This window comes from Bradyrhizobium sp. SEMIA (genome assembly GCF_014844175.1).
In the GTDB taxonomy this organism is placed as follows: domain Bacteria; phylum Pseudomonadota; class Alphaproteobacteria; order Rhizobiales; family Xanthobacteraceae; genus Bradyrhizobium; species Bradyrhizobium arachidis.
This window is the reverse complement of sequence record NZ_CP046601.1, coordinates 2,162,792-2,179,598: the sequence shown is the minus strand read 5'-3', so window position 1 is coordinate 2,179,598 and position 16,807 is coordinate 2,162,792. Positions and strand designations below refer to the sequence as shown.

The window sequence follows — 16,807 nt, the reverse complement described above, 5'->3', positions numbered from 1 at the left end:
ATTTTTCCTAGGAACCCCTGATATGGATTCTTCGGCTGGAAAAGCTTGCTGAGGATTCCGAAAATGGGAGCCTCCCATCATTGAAGTGCAATGAGCGGCGGTGACCTTTGACTTTCGCGCTTTCAGTGCCTGCGGGGGGCTCGCAATTCCTTGTCGATCTCCTCCGGCGTAACGCTCTCCAGCGAGCGCGGCCTTCCGCCGATCTCGACCTTAATAGCCCGGATCAACGCCCCACCCTCGGTGACCATTTTGCGCAAGGCAGCAAGAAGCTTTGCTCCGGCTCCAACCGCGCCGGCCATGGCAGTCAGCAGGACCGCGAGATGGGCGACCGCGACGGGATCGAGATTTGCCTCCGAATCCACGGCCATGCCGTCGATCGCAACACCGCTTACATCCCCGAGGCTCGCGCGCGCCAACGCGGTGATCTCGTCTTCGTGTTTCGCGGCGATTTTCGGATCCTGGTCCCCGTTGATTTCGACGTAAATCTGCAAACTCATCGCAACCTCCGTACGTTATGCTTTCATGCCAAATTGCACCGCCGTGAACGGGGCCCATTCGTACTTTTGCTGATGGAGAGGGTCCTTGTAGAGTTCCCGCGCCGCTCTTTGGATGCTTGTGGCGGCATCCGCACCATTGACCCAGGCGTCGTACACGAGGCCTGCCATCGACTTTGCGGCGCGGACCTTGGCATTCCAGAGCGATCCGATGACCTGGCGCACGCCGGCGGCGCGAAAGGCGGCCTGGAGTCCGAACAGATCGTCCCCGGGCCAAAATTGAATTCCCATCCCGCCGACGGCCCGCTGCCCGGAGCAGCACGCGACGAGCACGACAAGATCGGCGGGAACGCGAGATCTGGAGATCATGTCTGCAGTCAGCCGTTCCGACCCCAGTTGCAGGAACGACTCTCCGGGGACATCGCCCTGTGCGGACGTGCCATGGCAAGCCAGCAGCAAGAAGGCGGCATGGTCCAGCTCACCGCCGGCCAGCATCCCTGCAAGTGTATTGCAGACGCCCGGCTCCGTGAGCCGATTGGCCGGAAGTCCGCGAGCCTCGTGCCTCGCAACGATTTCTTCGGCGACGCCGTCAAATCCCCTGGTCGGTTGAGCGGTGGGATAATAGTCAATGCCCGCGGCAACCACGCCTTGCCCGTCGGTGACCGGTATACGACGATGGATGGCCCCGAGATTTGGGATCGTCGTCCAGGGATAACTTAAACCGAGACGACTTCCCCCGAACCTGAGCAAGCTGAAGGGAATCGCATGAAGCGACCGATGCGGGAGGATGAACAGCTTCCGGGCGTTCGCCAGTCGCGACGTCACCAGGGAGGGTAACAGCGCTGGAAGCAAGACATCGAGCAAATCAGCCTCTTCGGACGTGAAGCTCCAGCCTCCGATTCCGCCGTTTCGAAGATGGGCCGAGAACGACTCCAGAATGCGCAAAGCCTCTGGATTGACCGTCACCGGCACTGACTGCAACGAATTTCGCTCGACGGTCGCGACCAGAAGCCGGCCGCTCCCAACCAGGTGTAGACAATGGCGAGCTCGCCAATCTCCAGCGCCTCCTGAACCAGCGTCAAGTCCAATGGCGGTTCACCTGGCAGCGCGGGCCGCTGGTTCTCAGCCGCCTTCAGCGCGCACGCCAGACGTCCAGCGGCCAAGGCGGCCGAGGTCGCGCTCTCGAAGATGCGAATGCGATCCAGCATCGAGGTTGCCCGGAGAATTGGTTCCGTTGTTTGTTCACGATGCTGCCGGGCCAGCTCGATCGCGCGCTGTGTCAGATCGTAGGCGCGATCCGGCTGGGGCTCCTTGTCCTTCAAGGCGGCGTCCGCCTCGATCGTGAGCGAGAGCGCCGTAACGTTCGGCGCCGTCGTCTCGTCTACCAGCTCGCGCGCCTGCACGGCAAAGCATCGCGCCTTGGCAGGCTCATCATCGAGCCAGGTGTCGGACAATTCCACCAGGGAAGCGGCTTTGATAGTGCGCTGTGGCAGCGCGGCCGCTTGCGCTACGAGCCTTTCGGCCGCCGTACGCCTGTCGCGCCCCGACACGCCCGACAGGCGCTGCATTCGAACCTCCGTCAGGAGCTGGTTGACCGCCAGGAGCACGCCACTACTTCCCCTGGGTCTGCAGTTTATGATCTACAATGAGGCGGGCATAACGATCCGCCTCGCTCGGGTTGCCGAGGTTGGCCTTGTCGACCGGGCCATAGGCATTCTTCAAGCCGAAGTATAACCGGTAGAAAAGCAGCCTGAGCTTCAGGATGTTGCCGGCACGCTGCACCAGCTGAGGGCCATTTCCGGCATCGCTCATCATCGATGCCATTATCTCGTTGAAGATCGTGCCGGGGGCTGGCGGCTCCTTGTAACCTGCCTGTCTCAGGGTGGCTTCCGCGTCCTTGAATGTCGCGATCGCCGCCAGTTGATTGCGGACTTGCAGCTGGATTTCACCAGCTGGATCAAATGAGACGCTCTCGAAACAGTGGATGGAGGTGCCGAGGCGACCGCCGCCCGCGCGCGCTCTTGCCGCTGCTCGACATTGCCGGACGCAACGTCGAGGCACGCTGCCGCGTTATCGGCAGCGTCCCGGGCTTCCGCCCAAAGGCCGGCCCTTTCGAAGATGGCCTGCGCCGCCTTGTATTGAGCCGCGGCGCGACCCGGCTGCTCCAGCACGGTATCGAGGATGAAGGCGGAGAGCCGAGAACATTCAGCCGCTTGCGCGAGAGGCGACGCCTGCCACCCGCCAGCCGGCACCGACTGACCCGCAAGAGTCAAAAAGTCGGCTTCGATCTGCTTCAATTCCACGATTGTCGTCTCGTCCACCCGCATCGACGACACTCCAAACGCTCCCGCAGCAGCTGACGGTAGACTCCAGCTCATTGAGGCGAACGTGACTTTCAGGCTCACATGCCGAAGCCGCGCATCCGCATCGAGGAACGCATTAATTTGGCGCATGGCATCTGAGCCGGCACTCGGCCTTCGTCGAAGGCGACTGAAGACCGCGCGATAATCATTGAGCGCGGCCATGTCCGACGCGGTTCTTCCGTTCGCGTCACGCAGATCCGGATCGGCGCCATGCTCGAGCAATACCTCCACGGCGGCGAGTTGCCCCGCCGTCGCGGCGGACATGAGCGCGGTGACGCCCTGATCGCCGACAGAGTTCGGATCGGCTCCCCGCAACAGCATCAGACGGAGAACATCGACTTGCCCACGTTGAGCCAAGAGATTGAGCAATGTCGGCCCGCCCAAATAAATGTTTGGCGGCATTCCTCTGTCCAGCGCCTCGGCAACGACCGCCACATCGCCCTTGATAGCCGCTCCGGCAACTCTCAGGATCTCTTCTTCTGTCATGCGCTTGCTCACCAACTTCGCAGATTGAAGCGAGCCGGACCAGCCATACGCGATTGGCTCGTCGACGTTGGACCAGCCTTGGAAGCTCCATCAACGGCAAGAAGGTGTGGCCGGCGCTGCGGGCCACGTCCCGTCGCCTATTGTGGTTGGCATACGCGCCCCCCAAAAGTCCAAGCACGTCGAGGATCGAGAGGGTTCGCTGAAGCCGAAGGTTCTTACTCCCGGAAAGGCTTCAACAAGCATTTCCTGCGGCGCAACCCGAGGGTGAATCTAGCATGGCATACTCCGTCGTGACAGCCGCCGCCCCGCTCCGCGCATCTACAACTTAAGCGCGTTTCCGCCCGTAGCGTGTGAACCAATTCACCACGAACATGCGATCTTCAGCCCGCCGAAATCGTCGCTCTTATGGCTAGCATCTTCACCATATGACGGCATCACCCGAACGGGTGATGAGCTAGGAAGACTGCAAGGAAGTGTCTCGGCCGCGCCCTTCGAGGGCCGCTGAAGAAGCGGCCACCTCAGGGTGACGGTGATAGAGAGACGCTCGCTGCACCGATCTCGTCTGCACGCCAGCACCTCACCGCATGCCCATCGGCGCGCGTTTCCAGCGATGGCCCCGGCTCGCTCCGGCACACATCTTCGGCATAACGACATCTCGGGCTGAAGGCGCATCCATTCGGCGGATTGAGCGGATTGGGAAGATCGCCGCCGGTCGTCGCCAGCGGCGCATGGCGCAAGGGGTCGGGGATGGCTGATATCAGAGCCTGCGTATAGGGGTGCGCGGGACGTTCAAATATCTCGCGCCAGTCGCCGTTCTCGACGATGCGGCCGAGATACATCACGGCGACGCGGTCGCTCATGTGCTCGACGACGCCGAGGTCGTGGCTGATCATGATGTAGGAGAGACCGAGCGTATCCTTCAATTCCAGGAGCAGATTGATGATCTGGGCGCGAATCGAGACGTCGAGCGCCGAGACCGGCTCGTCGCAGATGACGATTTTGGGATTGAGGATCAGCGCGCGGGCGATGCCGATGCGCTGGCGCTGGCCGCCGGAGAATTCGTGCGGGTAGCGGTCGGCCTGCTCGGGCCGCAGGCCGACATGGCGCAGCATGGTCGCGACGCGGTCCTCGATCTCGCTCTTTGCGGTCACGCCATGCACGCGCAGGGGATCTTCGAGTGTGCGGCGAACGGTCTGGCGCGGGTTGAGCGAGGCGTAGGGATCCTGAAATACGATCTGCACGATGCGGGCCAGCGCCTTGCGATCACCGGATGGCCTGCCCGTCACGACCTGCCCGTCCAGCACGATGCGGCCGCGCGTCGGCGTCAGCAGGCCCAGGATCGACAGAGCGACCGTCGACTTGCCCGAGCCGGACTCACCGACGAGGCCGAGACATTCGCCCCGCTTCAGCTTGAGATCGACCCCGTCGACGGCGCGCAGCAGCCGCCGGCCGCGGCCCAGCAGGCCGCCGCCCATCGGAAAATGAACCGCAAGATCCTCGACGCTGAGGATGAGATCGTCGTCCACCCTGCCCTCACCCGATCTGTTCTTGGGCTCATGCATGGTGGTGACACCGCACCAGACCGCCGGCTTCCAGCAAATCCGTCTCCGGCACGACTGTGCGGCAGATCTCGGTCGCCTGCGCGCAGCGCGGATTGAACCGGCAGCCATCGGGGAAGCTCGTGATGGCGGGGACGACGCCCGCGATCTCCTTCAGCCGCGTCCGGCCAAGCGCTGCGCGGCTGCCCAGCCGCGGCAGCGAGGCGACCAGGCCCTGCGTATAGGGATGCGAGGGGGTCCGGAAGATATCGGCCGAGCCGCGCTCCTCGACGATGCGGCCGGCATACATGACGGCGACGCGGCGGCAGACATTGGCGACGAGGCCAAGATCGTGGCTGATCATCAGGATCGCCGTGCCCCGCTCGGCGCACAAATTGCGCATCAGCTCGATGATCTCGGCCTGCACGGTCACATCGAGCGCGGTGGTCGGCTCGTCGGCGATCAGGAGATCCGGACCGCAGGCGAGTGCAATGGCGATCATCACGCGCTGGCGCATGCCACCTGAGAGCTGATGCGGATAGTCGTTGACGCGCCGCTCCGGCGCAGGGACGCGGACGCTCGCCAGGGCCTCGACCGCCAGTCGGTTAGCCTCCCGCCAGCTCTTGCCCTTGTGCAGCACGAACATCTCGGCGATCTGCCGCCCCACCGGCGAGACCGGATTGAGCGCCGTCATCGGCTCCTGGAAGATCATGGCGATGCGGTTGCCACGCAGCTCACGCTGCCTGGCCGCCGAAAGTTGCTGGATTTCTTGCCCGTCGAAGCGGATGACGCCACCGCCGATCGACAGCGGCGACCGCAGCAGGCCGATCAAGGCGAGCGCCGTGATGCTCTTGCCGCAGCCGGATTCGCCGACGAGCCCGAAGGTCTCGCCGCGATCGATGCGGAACGAAATGCCCTCGGCGGCAGCGACGCGCCGCGATCCGTCGTCGAGATCGATGCGCAAATCCCTGACTTCGATCAGCGGCGCGCCCGTCATGTCCGCCGGCTCCGCGATTGTGGATCGAGAATGTCGCGCAGTCCGTCGCCGAGCAGGTTCAGGCCAAGCACGGTCAGGAAGATGGCAAGTCCGGGAAAGATCGAGAGCCACGGCGCCGTCGTGATCTGCTCGCGCGCCTCCGACAACATACTGCCCCAGCTCGGAAACGGCGGGCGGACGCCGAGGCCGAGGAACGACAAGGCGGCTTCGGACAGGACTGCGCTGCCCATGCCGAGCGTGCCGATCACGACGATCGGCCCGAGCATGTTTGGCAGCAGCTGCGTGACCATGATGCGCAGATCGCCATAGCCGAGCACGGTCGCCGCCTGCACGTAGCCCTGGCTCCGCAGCGACAGCGCCGAGGCCCGCGCGATCCGGCACGTGAAGGACCAGTTGGTCAGCCCGAGTGCGATCAAGAGGCTGGTCAGGCCGGGGCCGAGCACCGCCATGATGGCGAGCGCGAAGATCAGCGAGGGGATCGCGAGCATGAGGTTGGTGAGCGCATTGACAAAATCATCCCACCAGCCGCCCCAATAACCGGCGCTCAGGCCCAGGGCCACGCCGATCACGCTGTTGATGAGCTGCGAGACGATGCCGACCGTCAGCGAGACGCGCGCGCCGTAGACGACACGGGAATAGATGTCGCGGCCCTGGTCGTCCGTGCCGAACCACCAGGTCCAGCTCGGAGGCTCCTCCGCGTTCATCAGATTGGCGTCGAGGACCGGATCGGTGTGCGCCAGCCAGGGCGCGAGCAGCCCGACCAGGATCGCGAGCGCGAACAGCGCCCCGCCGATGATGAGATTGGCGCGGAGCTTCATGCGTATCTGATCCTCGGATCGATCACGCCGTAGAGCACGTCGATCAAAAGATTAATCGCGAGAAAGGCCAGCACCACCACGAGAATGGAGCCCTGGACGGCCGGAATGTCGCGCTGCAGCACACTGTCGACGAGCAGAGAGCCGATGCCCGGCCAGGAGAACAGCTTTTCGACGACGACCGCCTGCCCCATCAGACCGCCGAACTGCAGGCCGACGGTGGTGAGAATGATGACGAGCGCGTTGCGCATCACGTGCCATTTCACGACGCGGGTCTCGCTCATGCCCTTGGAGCGCGCGGTGCGGACGAAATCCGCGGTCATGATCTCGAGGACCGCGGCGCGCGTCGTGCGGGCAAACAGCGCCATCGGCGAGACGCCGAGCGTCACGGCCGGCAGCAGCAGATATTGCAGCCCCCCGTCGCCATAGCCGAAGCTCGGCAGCCAGCCGAGCTTCAACGCGAACAGATACATCAGCACCAGGCCGAGCCAGAACTTGGCGATGGAAAGACCCGACACCGCCACCACCATGGCAAGCGTATCGACGATGCCGCCGGGCCTCAGCGCGGCGACGAAGCCAAGCGGCACGCCGATCAGAATCGCAAACGCCATGGCCGCGAAGATCAGCTGCAGCGTCGGCCATGCCCGTTTGGCGATCATGGTGATAACAGGCTCGCGGGTCCGGAACGAGGTGCCGAAATCGCCTGTTGCGAGCTTGGCGATGTAGGCGCCGAACCGCACATAGACGGGATCATCGAGACCTAGCTGCTTTTTCATGCGCAGCTCGACCTGCGGATCGCTGTCGTCGCTCATGCTCGAGACGATACTGCCGGGCACGACGCTGAACAGCACGAAGACCAGTAGCACGACGGCGAGCACGGTCGGAATGGTTTGCAGCAGGCGACGGAGCAGGAACGAGAGCATCTCAAGCTTTCCTCTCTCCCTGCATCGTTCGGCGCGATGGAGGGAGCGCGAGAGCGTATGTCACTTCGCGGGCGAGGTCTCGTCGACCCAGAGGTCCTCGACGTTCTGATGGGTCAGCTCTGTCGCATTCAGCTGAACGCCCTTGAGCCACGGCTGCACCGCCATCACCGCCTTGTTGTAGTTGAAGAACCAGACCGGCGCCTCCTCGTAGAGCAGCGCATTGGCCTTTTGCAGCAGCTCGGTGCGCTTTGCGGCGTCGTCGGCCTGCCCGGCCGCATCGATCAGCTTGTCGAACTCCGGGTTCTTGTAGTTCATGTAGTTGCAGGCCGGCTGCGGCGTCGACGAATGGAAGCATTTGAGCGCGGCCTGGGGATCCGGGCCGCTCTGCTGGGAGTAGATGAAGGCCTGGTAGTCGCCGCTGCGAACCACTTCGGCCAGTACCGCGGTCTCGACCTGCTTGACCTTCGCCTTGATGCCGACCTTGTCGAGCATCGGGATCACGGCCGAGACGATCGGCAGGCCCCAGCTTTCGTTCTGGCTGGTGGTCCATTCGAACTCGAAGCCGGAGGGATAGCCCGCCTCGCTAAGCAGCTGCTTGGCCTTGGCGGGATCGTAGGGGTACGGCTTCATCGCCTTGTCGTAGGCGGGCGAGGTCAGCGGCAGCCAGCTGGTGGCGCGATAGGCCTTGCCCTTGACCAGCTTGTTGATGATCAGGTCGGTGTCGATCGCGTAGTTGATCGCCTGCCGGACCCGCTTGTCGGCGAACGGCTTGAAGGCGGGATTCATGCCCATGTAGCGCGTGAAGACCTCGGCGACCTCGACGATGGTGCCCTTGAGATTGGCGTCGGACTGGTAGGCGACGTATTGCGCAGGTCCCAGCACCGAGGTGTCGATCTCCTTGTTGCGGAAGGCGACGTCGCGCGCCGCGGCCTCGGCCATGATCGACACGACGATCTTGTCGGCGTAGGGCTTGCCGGGCTTGTAGAACCGGTCCCACCGCTCCAGCACGATGCGCGATCCCGGCACATGCTCGACGAATTTGAACGGTCCGAGACCGATCGGATGCTGGATGAAGCTGTCCTTGGCGGCCTCGTCGGCGGGATAGATCGAGGTCAGCGCGGTGAAGAAGTAGAAGCCCGGATCGACCTTCTCGGTCAGCTTCATTTCCAGGGTGAAGTCGTCGATCTTCTTCAGGCCGGAGATTTCCTTGGCCTGGCCCTTCTCGACCGCGGCCGCCCCCTCGATCACGCGGACGAAGCGCGCGCCGGGAAAGGCCTTGGTGCCGTCCATGATGCGGTTGAAGGACCAGATGATGTCGTCGGCCGTCATCTTGCGGCCATTGTGGAAATACGCGTCGTCGCGGAGCTTGAAGGTGTAGACGAGACCGCCGCCCGAGACGACGACCTCCTTGGCCAGCTCCGGAACCGGCTTTCCTTCCGCGGAATCCCAGATGTAGAGCGAGCGATGCAGGGCCTTGGCGTAGATCTCGTCCTGGGCGCGCTGCGTGGTGTGAATGTCGAGACTGGTGAAGCTCGAGCCGTAAGGCGCGGTCATGCGGATGGTTCCGCCCTTGCGCGGGGTCTGGGCCTCAACGGATCCGGTGAGCGCCAGTGCCAAACCCGCGACGATCGCAATCATCCTGAACATCATGTGTCCCCCAACAACGCAGGCATTCCGATCAGGGATTTGATCATTCGTCGGCCGTCGAACGCAAGCTTCGTTTTGATGGCGACCGATGCCGGTTCCGGAAGGCCGCGATGCAGACCTCGGTCGGGTTGCATCCTCCGCCGATGCAAGCCGCCGATTGACGCGGTGCGTCATCGGGCGACCGGCCAGTGAACATTTTTCGCGATCGATGCGACCAAGCTCAGGATCGTTATCTGAGCCCCAGGGATCGCGGAAAAAATGAAGCGCCGAACGTTAGGTATCTTGGTCGCGGGCAGCGTGCTCGCTGCGACGGCGGCGATGGCGATTCCCGTCACGCCGGACCCTGCCCGGGACAATCCGACTGACACCATCCACACCGGCTGGTCCCACACCTCGCGATCAAACGGGTATGTCGACGATACCTGGTGGGCGGTCAGGGACCGTTGCGCCCCCGACTATCTCGGTGAGCGCCTGCTCTGCAACGCCGTTGGCGGGCTGGCACGGGCCACAAGCCGGACCTTCGAGGGCAAGATGTCTGAAGATGTGGGTCTGCCGCTCCCCGACGGCTGGGGCCTGATGACCGCGAAGAATTCGCCCTTCATCCGGTCGTCTCACGTCGAGACGCCGCTCGATCTCAAGGCCGTGCTCGGCTTCTATCGCGCCGCACTCGGCGGGCGCGGCTGGGAGGAGAATGACGGCGCGGCGGTCGAGCCCGATCGGGCCGTGATCGCCTTCACGACTTCAGATGGACCGGCCTCGCTCCGGCTCACCCGTCAGGATGGCAAGACCACCGCAGATCTTTCGCTGCGCAAGCCGGCGGTCGCGACATCAGGCATTCTGCCCGAGCCGGGGCAAGTGAGGCTGTTGCTCGGTAACAAGACCGATCAAGCGGCCGAAATCACCGTCAATGAGCGAACCATCAAGCTGGCGGCGCGCGCCGGAGAAAAACTGGCGCACTCCGACGCCGCTGCGGGCGAATTGCCTGATAGCCAGAAGATCGATCTGCTGCCGGGCAAGTACAAGGTCATCATCAAGCCGGACGGTAGCGCGGCGCAGAAGCGCGAGTTCGAGGTTGCAGCCAACGAGACCTGGGGCCTGCTGGTTGGCCCGGACGGCGTCCCGCTGCCGATGCGGCTGTATTGAGGCGCGACGATCCCTCACCTCGCGCGACGTCTTCAGCCTGACAATTCCGGCAGCCAGTCCCGCAGCTTTCGGGCAGAGCCGGTGACATCAGTGATCGTCCGGAACGCTGGCGCTTCCACCATCATCCCGCGCGCGAGCCGCACGGCGCGGGCTTCGCTGATCGCCCGCGTCTTCGGGTTCTCGATCAGCTCGAAATCGATGTTGTGGGCGAGGCCGAAGATGCGGCGGATGGTCTTGGCGGCGGCGAAGCCGACCGTGTCGGTGAACAGGCGCTGCATGTAGGCTTGCCGCTCGGCCTCGAGGCGCATCGCGCCCTTCTCGCCGGTAAAGAGTGAGACCGGATAGGCATCGCCCGTCGGCCCTGCCCGCCAGAGGTCGAGGAATTTGCGGGCGAACTCGTTCCAGACCTGCTCGACGCTCTCCAGCACCCAGACCTCGAATTCGCGCCGCTCGCCCGGCGTCCGCTCGTGGCCGGCGGAGGCGAAATAGGCCATCAGCAGATTGGCGAGCACGGCGCCGACGTCGAACCCCATCGGGCCGTAGAACGCGAATTCGGGGTCGATGACGCGCGTCTGGCTGTCCGTGACCATGATCGAGCCGGTGTGGAGGTCGCCGTGGAGCAGTCCTTCCGGGCTTGCCATGAACTTCAGCTTCAGCCGCGAGATCGCGACATGCAGCTCCATGTCATCGCGCAAGGATGCGGCGAGGCCATCGAGATAAGGCGCGGTCCAGCGGTTCTGCTCGGCGATGCGGTAGGGATCGGTGAAGATCAGGTCCTCGGTGATCTTGCAGAGCGCGTGGTTGCCGGCGAACGCAGCGATGCCTTCCTTCTTCTCGGCCGCCGACAGCGCGAGGTCGGAGGTGAAGAACAGGGTGCGCGCCATGAAGGTGGTGATGTCGTCGACGAAGCGCGGATAGTGGGTTGCCGCGACGAGCCCCTTGCGCATGATGATGTGCGGCTCGAGCAGCTCCATCACCGTCAGCGCCAGCGTCTCGTTGTGGTGCAGCAGGGCCGGCACGAGGCCGGGGACGAGTTCGGCCTGCCGGGACAAGGCCAGGAATTCGTAGTGAGCCCGCGACAGCGGCAGCGGCCAGCTCTCGCCGACGAGCCGGACGTAAGGCAGCGCCTGCTTCACCGCGATGCCGCCACGCGCACCCTTGACGATGAAGACGAGGTTGAGATTGCCGTCGCCGACCTCGGTGATCGCCCAGGCGGCCGGCTCGCCGCCGAGGAGCGCTGTGATGTCAGGCAGGCCCGCGAGATAGTCCCGCAAGGCCGCCTCATGCAGAATCCGATAGTCCCCCGTCCGGCTCCCGGTCATGACGATCCCATCCCATCTGTAGAGACCGGATCGTTACTCCCGCTCCAGGAAGCTCGAGCCGATCTCGGCCTTTCTTTTGATCGGATCGTAATCGCAATAGACGAGGTCCGCCACCAGCGTGTAGCTGGCGCTGACGTTGTGTTTGTCGAGCTTGACCGAGTTCAGCCCGATCACCGAGGTGCTCTTGCCGCCGTTCCACTTGAACGGCGTCGAGCTCTTGGCCTGCTCGCAGGCCATCACCGCCTCGTTGAAGACGTAGCCCTCGACAAACGCCTTCAGGGTGCGCACCTGCGCCGCCATCCTCCATTCGAAATAGCCGATGGCCCCGAGCCCCGCGACGATCAGCACCAGCAGTGCGACGACGATCCGCTGAAAAGTCATTCGTTCCCCCCGAAACAACGACACAAATCAAAAACCTAGAACGGCATTCCCATCAATTTCGACAGGCGCTCGATCGAGAGATAGCCGGCGTGGTAGGCGGCCATGCCGAGGCCGTAGATGATCGCCGAGATGATCGTGGTCCAGATCAGCTTGCGGCCCATCCGGGTCAGGATCGGGGCGCCGGGATCGGTGCCGGGCGCGCCGACGCCGTCCTCATGCTGGCTGCGCACGCCGAACGGCAGCGTCAGGAACAGCGCGATCCACCAGATGACGAAGTAGATCGCGATCGCGGTCGATATCTGGATGGCCATGGGGCGGCCTTATGCCTGCTCGATCTCGACCAGCGCGCCGGAAAAATCCTTGGGGTGCAGGAACAGCACCGGCTTGCCGTGGGCGCCGATCTTCGGCACGCCGTCGCCGAGCACCCGGGCCCCCTCCTTCACGAGCGTATCGCGCGAGGCGATGATGTCGACGACCTCGTAGCAGACATGGTGGATGCCGCCGTCAGCGTTGCGCTCAAGGAATTTTGCGATCGGCGAGGCTTCGCCGAGCGGCTCGATGAACTCGATCTTGGTGTTGGGGAGCGTCGCGAACACCGTGGTGACGCCATGCTCGGGCAGCGGAACGGCTTCCGAGATCTGCGCTCCGAATGCCGCGCCATAGATCTTCGCGGCCTTGACCGCGTCCCTGGTCGCGATCGCGACGTGGTTGAGGCGACCCAGCATGTTTCTTCTCCCTCAAGGCATGATCCGGAGACCACGCCCAATCTACACTGTCAGGACATGTACCAGACAGGGGGGCTTTTTGCCCCAATGTTCGTTGATCACGGCACGGACGGCGCGGCGCACCGATTCACCCAGCGCGTCCGGATCGCGCCGGCGCGCCCGCGGCAGGCCCTCGATGGTGGACATCACGGCGTCGAAGACGATGTCGTCAAAGGCCTCGCCGGCCCTGTTCTTCTCGGGAATGCCGACCAGATCGACCTCGGGATCGTCGGCGAGCTCGCCCTGCTCGGTCATGGCGATGGCGACGAAGGCGCAGCCGGAGAACGCCATGCGGCGTCGCTCGATCACGGCGCGGGACTTAGAGTCCTCCAGGATCGTGCCGTCCTTGTAGAGACGGCCCGACGGCACCTCACCGACCACGCCGGGATCGCCCGGGCCGAGCTTGACGAGGTCGCCATTGCGGACGACCAGCACGCGCGGCACGCCGGCGGCGCGCGCGAGCTTGGCGTGCTCGTTCAGGTGCAGGGCCTCGCCATGGACGGGGATCAGCAGCTGCGGCTTCACCCAGGAGATCATGTCGCGCAGCTCGTCGCGGCGCGGGTGGCCGGAGACGTGGACCAGATGGTCGCGGTCGGTGAGGACCTCGACGCCCTGGAGCACCAGATTGTTGATGATCGAGCCGACCGCCTTCTCGTTTCCCGGGATGGTGCGCGAGGAGAAGATCACGCTGTCGCCGCGGTTGAGCGTGATCTCGGGATGGTCGTCATTGGCGATGCGCGCCAGCGCGGCGCGCGGCTCGCCCTGGCTGCCGGTGCAGAGCGCCAGCACCTTGTCCTGCGGCAGATGCCCGTAGACCTCGGGCGAGCGGAAATTCTGCACGCCGTCGAGATAGCCGGTCTCGCGCGCGACCTGCACCACGCGCTCCATGGCGCGGCCGACCACGACGACCTCGCGGTCGGCGGCTTTCGCAGCATCGGCGACAGCCTTGATGCGGGCGACATTGGAGGCAAAGGTCGTCACCGCGACGCGGCCCTTGGCGGCTTTCACCAGGTCTATGATGGTCCGGGCGACCTCGGCTTCGGAAGGCGAGCGGCCGTCGCGCACGGCATTGGTGGAATCGCCGATCAAGGCGAGCACGCCCTCCTCACCGAGCTCCCGCAGCCGCTTCTCGTCGGTGGGACGTCCCAGCGTCGGGGTCGGGTCGATCTTCCAGTCGCCGGTATGCAGCACCGTGCCTGCCTCGGTGTGGATCGCCAGCGCGTGCGCTTCGGGAATGGAATGCGCGACGGGGATGAACTCGACGTTGAACGGGCCGACGTCGACGCGGCCGCCGGATGGGATCACGGTGACGGGGATCTCCGGCGCATTGCGCTCGGCGGCACATTTGGCCTCGAACAGCGCGGCGCTGAACTGCGTCGCGTAGATCGGGCATTTCAGCTTCGGCCAGAGGTCGATGATGGCGCCGAAATGGTCCTCGTGGGCATGGGTCAGCACCAGGCCCATCAGGTTCTTGCGTTCCTTCTCCAGGAAGCTGATGTCGGGCATGATCAGGTCGATGCCCGGCAGATGCTCCTCGTCGCCGAAGGAGACGCCGAGATCGACCGCCAGCCAGGCGCGCTGGTGGCGGTTGCCGAGGCCGTAGATCGACAGGTTCATGCCGATCTCGCCGACACCGCCGAGCGGCGCAAACACCAGTTCGTCGGGCCTCGCCATCACGCAGCCCCCACCGAGCGGACCGGGCCGAAGAACACCTCGCCTGCGGCCACCGGCACAAGGCGGCCCTCCGCGGTGCGCACGATCAGGCAGCCGGTGTCGTCGATGGTGTCAAAAATGCCTTCCAGCGTCATGGTTCCCGTGTGAATAGCGACGCGCTCGCCGAGGCCGGCGGCGCGCTCCAGCCACAGCTTACGGATTTCGGCAAAGCCGCGGCCATTGTCCCAAATGCCGCGGAACTCGACCCAGGCGTCGGACAGCGCCGAGAACAGCTCCTCCGCGCCAATCTGGACGCCGAGGGCGGCCAGCGACACCGCGGGCGTCGGCGTGCCCTCGGGCGCGGCGACGACATTGGTGCCCATGCCGGCGACGACCGCCAGCCGGTCGCCGATGGCCTCGGCCTCGAGCGCGATGCCGACCAGCTTCTTGCCGCCGGCGAGCACGTCGTTCGGCCATTTCAGGGCATAGCGGGGACGCCCTCGCCGAGGCGCAAGGCGGCTTCCAGGCTGACCTTCTCCAGCGCCGCCTCCTGCGCCAGCCCGGCCGCGAACCCGAGGGTGGCGGCGACGGCCGGGGCGACGTCCATGACTTCGAGGATGCTGGCGGCGAGATTGCCCTTGGGTGCGATCCAGGCGCGCTGGCGGCGGCCGCGGCCGGCGGTCTGCTCATCCGTGACGAACCACATCGGGCCGCGTTCGCCGGCCCGCGCGTGCTCGATCGCATCGGTGTTGGTCGAGCCGGTCCGTTCGAAGGCCGCGAGCTTGTAGCCCGCGGACTGTGCGCGAGGACCGAGCGCGAATGCCATCCTAGAACAGCGACTTTGCCGCGGCGGAGGCGACGCTCACCACCGGACCCGCAAACAGCGCGAATAGCAGGTTGAATACCCCCGTGACCGCCATCACCGCCTTCACCTCGATCCGAACCGGATCGACCTGGCCGGCCGGCTCGTCGAAATACATCGTCTTGACGATCGAGAGATAGTAGTAGGCGCCGACGACGCTGGTCAGCACGCCGATGACGGCAAGCGTGAACAGATTGGCCTTGATGGCGGCGACGAAGACGTACCACTTGCCGAAGAAGCCGGCGAGCGGCGGCACGCCCGCAAGCGAGAACAGCAGCATCGCGAACAGGAAGGCGAGCATCGGATTGGTCCGCGACAGACCGGCGAAATCGCTGATCTGCTCCACCGCCTGGCCGTTGCGCTTCATGGCGAGGATGATCGAGAACGAGCCGAGCGTCATCGCGACATAGATCACGATGTACATCAGGACGCCCTGCGCGCCCTCCGGCGTGCCGGAGGCGAGACCGACCAGCGCGAAACCCATATGGCCGATTGAGGAATAGGCCATCAGGCGCTTGATGTTGGTCTGGCCGATCGCGGCGAAGGAGCCGAGCGCCATCGAGGCGATCGCCACGAACACCAGGATCTGTTGCCACTGCGAGACGATGCCCGGGAATGCGGTCAGCGTGACGCGGGTGAAGACAGCGAGCGCGGCCACCTTCGGCGCCGAAGCGAAGAAGGCGGTGACCGGGGTCGGCGCGCCCGTCGTAGACGTCAGGCGTCCACATGTGGAACGGCACGGCCGAGACCTTGAAGCAGAGGCCGGCGAGCAGGAACACCAGGCCGAACACCAGGCCGACATTCGCCATCGTCGCGGCCTGGGCGATGCCGGTGAAGCTGACGGTGCCGGTGAAGCCATAGATCAGCGAAGCGCCATAGAGCAGCATGCCCGAGGACAGCGCGCCGAGCACGAAATACTTCAGGCCGGCTTCGGTCGACTTGGCATTGTCGCGGTTCGAGGCCGCCACGACGTAGAGCGCGAGCGACATCAGCTCGAGGCCGAGATAGAGCGAGATCAGGTCGCCGGCCGAGATCAGCACCATCATGCCGAGCGTCGAGAGCAGCACCAGGATGGCGTATTCGAAGATGCGGCGCGACGGATCGGACAGGAACTCGGCCGACAGGATCAGCGTCGCAGCCGAGCCGATCAGCGCCATGATCTTCATGAAGCGGGCGAAGTCGTCGACGATGAAGCTGCCGCCGAACGTCACCTGCTTGCCGGCAGGCTGCGCGTAGACGAGCACGCCGACCACGACGAGGAGCACGACCGCCAGCGAGGTGACCGCGCCGGTCGTCCCCTGCCCGCGATAGGCTCCCAGCATCAGAAGCGCCATCGCGCCGACCGCGAGCACGATCTCGGGCAGCACCGGCGCCAGTTGATAACCTGCAGTCTCAAAGCTCATGGCGATATCCTGACCT

At 64.7% G+C, this 16,807-nt stretch carries 16 protein-coding genes and 2 pseudogenes; 1 reads left to right on the top strand and 17 read right to left on the bottom strand.

Annotation, left to right across the window (positions count from 1 at the left end; genetic code table 11):
- Positions 1–122: 122 nt before the first annotated feature.
- The 10 genes from FOM02_RS10580 to FOM02_RS10535 form a co-directional block, all read right to left on the bottom strand.
- Positions 123–497, bottom strand: coding sequence for a hypothetical protein (locus FOM02_RS10580; protein WP_027559464.1), 375 nt, complete (start codon positions 495–497; stop codon positions 123–125).
- Between the two features lie 15 nt (positions 498–512).
- Entirely contained in the window at positions 513–1,466 is a 954-nt protein-coding gene (locus FOM02_RS10575) for a CHAT domain-containing protein (protein ID WP_265442176.1), read from the bottom strand.
- Positions 1,457–2,062, bottom strand: a complete 606-nt coding sequence (locus tag FOM02_RS10570) for a hypothetical protein (RefSeq protein WP_265441751.1) — start codon at positions 2,060–2,062, stop codon at positions 1,457–1,459. Before FOM02_RS10570 ends, FOM02_RS10575 begins: the two co-directional genes overlap by 10 nt.
- 43 nt (positions 2,063–2,105) lie before the next feature.
- Positions 2,106–2,318 (bottom strand): hypothetical protein, encoded by a 213-nt coding sequence (locus FOM02_RS10565; RefSeq protein ID WP_265441750.1) that lies wholly within the window; start codon positions 2,316–2,318, stop codon positions 2,106–2,108.
- 53 nt (positions 2,319–2,371) lie between these two features.
- Positions 2,372–3,343 (bottom strand): ankyrin repeat domain-containing protein, encoded by a 972-nt coding sequence (locus FOM02_RS10560; RefSeq protein WP_265441749.1) that lies wholly within the window; start codon positions 3,341–3,343, stop codon positions 2,372–2,374.
- 518 nt (positions 3,344–3,861) lie between these two features.
- Positions 3,862–4,905, bottom strand: a complete 1,044-nt coding sequence (locus tag FOM02_RS10555) for an ABC transporter ATP-binding protein (RefSeq protein ID WP_027559466.1) — start codon at positions 4,903–4,905, stop codon at positions 3,862–3,864.
- Positions 4,898–5,878: an ABC transporter ATP-binding protein gene (locus FOM02_RS10550; protein ID WP_027559467.1), complete on the bottom strand. Its 981-nt coding sequence runs from the start codon at positions 5,876–5,878 to the stop codon at positions 4,898–4,900. The genes FOM02_RS10555 and FOM02_RS10550 overlap by 8 nt, the downstream gene beginning before the upstream one ends.
- Positions 5,875–6,696 (bottom strand): ABC transporter permease, encoded by an 822-nt coding sequence (locus tag FOM02_RS10545; protein WP_027559468.1) that lies wholly within the window; start codon positions 6,694–6,696, stop codon positions 5,875–5,877. Before FOM02_RS10545 ends, FOM02_RS10550 begins: the two co-directional genes overlap by 4 nt.
- Positions 6,693–7,616: an ABC transporter permease gene (locus FOM02_RS10540; RefSeq protein WP_027559469.1), complete on the bottom strand. Its 924-nt coding sequence runs from the start codon at positions 7,614–7,616 to the stop codon at positions 6,693–6,695. The genes FOM02_RS10545 and FOM02_RS10540 overlap by 4 nt, the downstream gene beginning before the upstream one ends.
- Before the next feature lie 60 nt (positions 7,617–7,676).
- Positions 7,677–9,266, bottom strand: a complete 1,590-nt coding sequence (locus FOM02_RS10535) for an ABC transporter substrate-binding protein (RefSeq protein ID WP_027559470.1) — start codon at positions 9,264–9,266, stop codon at positions 7,677–7,679.
- Positions 9,267–9,521: 255 nt separating this feature from the next.
- On the opposite strand from FOM02_RS10535, the gene FOM02_RS10530 reads away from it, so the two are divergent.
- Complete coding sequence (locus FOM02_RS10530) at positions 9,522–10,406, top strand: hypothetical protein (protein WP_027559471.1); 885 nt, start codon at positions 9,522–9,524, stop codon at positions 10,404–10,406.
- A 32-nt stretch (positions 10,407–10,438) separates the two neighbouring features.
- On the opposite strand, the gene mtnK is transcribed toward FOM02_RS10530, so the two are convergent.
- The 7 genes and pseudogenes from mtnK to nuoN all read right to left on the bottom strand — a co-directional run bounded on the left by mtnK (position 10,439) and on the right by nuoN (position 16,791).
- Positions 10,439–11,728 (bottom strand): S-methyl-5-thioribose kinase, encoded by a 1,290-nt coding sequence (mtnK, locus tag FOM02_RS10525; RefSeq protein WP_027559472.1) that lies wholly within the window; start codon positions 11,726–11,728, stop codon positions 10,439–10,441.
- 33 nt (positions 11,729–11,761) lie between these two features.
- Positions 11,762–12,109 (bottom strand): hypothetical protein, encoded by a 348-nt coding sequence (locus FOM02_RS10520; protein ID WP_027559473.1) that lies wholly within the window; start codon positions 12,107–12,109, stop codon positions 11,762–11,764.
- Positions 12,110–12,144: 35 nt separating this feature from the next.
- On the bottom strand, positions 12,145–12,420 hold the full coding sequence (locus tag FOM02_RS10515; RefSeq protein ID WP_027559474.1) for a DUF1467 family protein: 276 nt from the start codon (positions 12,418–12,420) through the stop codon (positions 12,145–12,147).
- 9 nt (positions 12,421–12,429) lie between these two features.
- Entirely contained in the window at positions 12,430–12,834 is a 405-nt protein-coding gene (gene mce / locus FOM02_RS10510) for a methylmalonyl-CoA epimerase (protein WP_027559475.1), read from the bottom strand.
- A gap of 42 nt (positions 12,835–12,876) precedes the next feature.
- Positions 12,877–14,547, bottom strand: a complete 1,671-nt coding sequence (locus FOM02_RS10505; protein WP_027559476.1) for a ribonuclease J — start codon at positions 14,545–14,547, stop codon at positions 12,877–12,879.
- Positions 14,547–15,352: pseudogene (locus tag FOM02_RS10500) on the bottom strand (biotin--[acetyl-CoA-carboxylase] ligase). The gene FOM02_RS10505 and the pseudogene FOM02_RS10500 overlap by 1 nt, the downstream one beginning before the upstream one ends.
- Position 15,353: 1 nt before the next feature.
- Positions 15,354–16,791, bottom strand: a pseudogene (gene nuoN / locus FOM02_RS10495) (NADH-quinone oxidoreductase subunit NuoN).
- Positions 16,792–16,807: the final 16 nt, after the last annotated feature.

Bases quoted from the DNA above. Each gene is read 5' to 3' on its own strand.
- FOM02_RS10580 (WP_027559464.1), bottom strand. From the start codon at position 497: ATGAGTTTGCAGATTTACGTCGAAATCAACGGGGACCAGGATCCGAAA.
- FOM02_RS10570 (WP_265441751.1), bottom strand. From the start codon at position 2,062: ATGCAGCGCCTGTCGGGCGTGTCGGGGCGCGACAGGCGTACGGCGGCC.
- FOM02_RS10565 (WP_265441750.1), bottom strand. From the start codon at position 2,318: ATGGCATCGATGATGAGCGATGCCGGAAATGGCCCTCAGCTGGTGCAG.
- FOM02_RS10560 (WP_265441749.1), bottom strand. From the start codon at position 3,343: ATGACAGAAGAAGAGATCCTGAGAGTTGCCGGAGCGGCTATCAAGGGC.
- FOM02_RS10555 (WP_027559466.1), bottom strand. From the start codon at position 4,905: ATGCATGAGCCCAAGAACAGATCGGGTGAGGGCAGGGTGGACGACGAT.
- FOM02_RS10550 (WP_027559467.1), bottom strand. From the start codon at position 5,878: ATGACGGGCGCGCCGCTGATCGAAGTCAGGGATTTGCGCATCGATCTC.
- FOM02_RS10545 (WP_027559468.1), bottom strand. From the start codon at position 6,696: ATGAAGCTCCGCGCCAATCTCATCATCGGCGGGGCGCTGTTCGCGCTC.
- FOM02_RS10540 (WP_027559469.1), bottom strand. From the start codon at position 7,616: ATGCTCTCGTTCCTGCTCCGTCGCCTGCTGCAAACCATTCCGACCGTG.
- FOM02_RS10535 (WP_027559470.1), bottom strand. From the start codon at position 9,266: ATGATGTTCAGGATGATTGCGATCGTCGCGGGTTTGGCACTGGCGCTC.
- FOM02_RS10530 (WP_027559471.1), top strand. From the start codon at position 9,522: ATGAAGCGCCGAACGTTAGGTATCTTGGTCGCGGGCAGCGTGCTCGCT.
- mtnK (WP_027559472.1), bottom strand. From the start codon at position 11,728: ATGACCGGGAGCCGGACGGGGGACTATCGGATTCTGCATGAGGCGGCC.
- FOM02_RS10520 (WP_027559473.1), bottom strand. From the start codon at position 12,109: ATGACTTTTCAGCGGATCGTCGTCGCACTGCTGGTGCTGATCGTCGCG.
- FOM02_RS10515 (WP_027559474.1), bottom strand. From the start codon at position 12,420: ATGGCCATCCAGATATCGACCGCGATCGCGATCTACTTCGTCATCTGG.
- mce (WP_027559475.1), bottom strand. From the start codon at position 12,834: ATGCTGGGTCGCCTCAACCACGTCGCGATCGCGACCAGGGACGCGGTC.
- FOM02_RS10505 (WP_027559476.1), bottom strand. From the start codon at position 14,547: ATGGCGAGGCCCGACGAACTGGTGTTTGCGCCGCTCGGCGGTGTCGGC.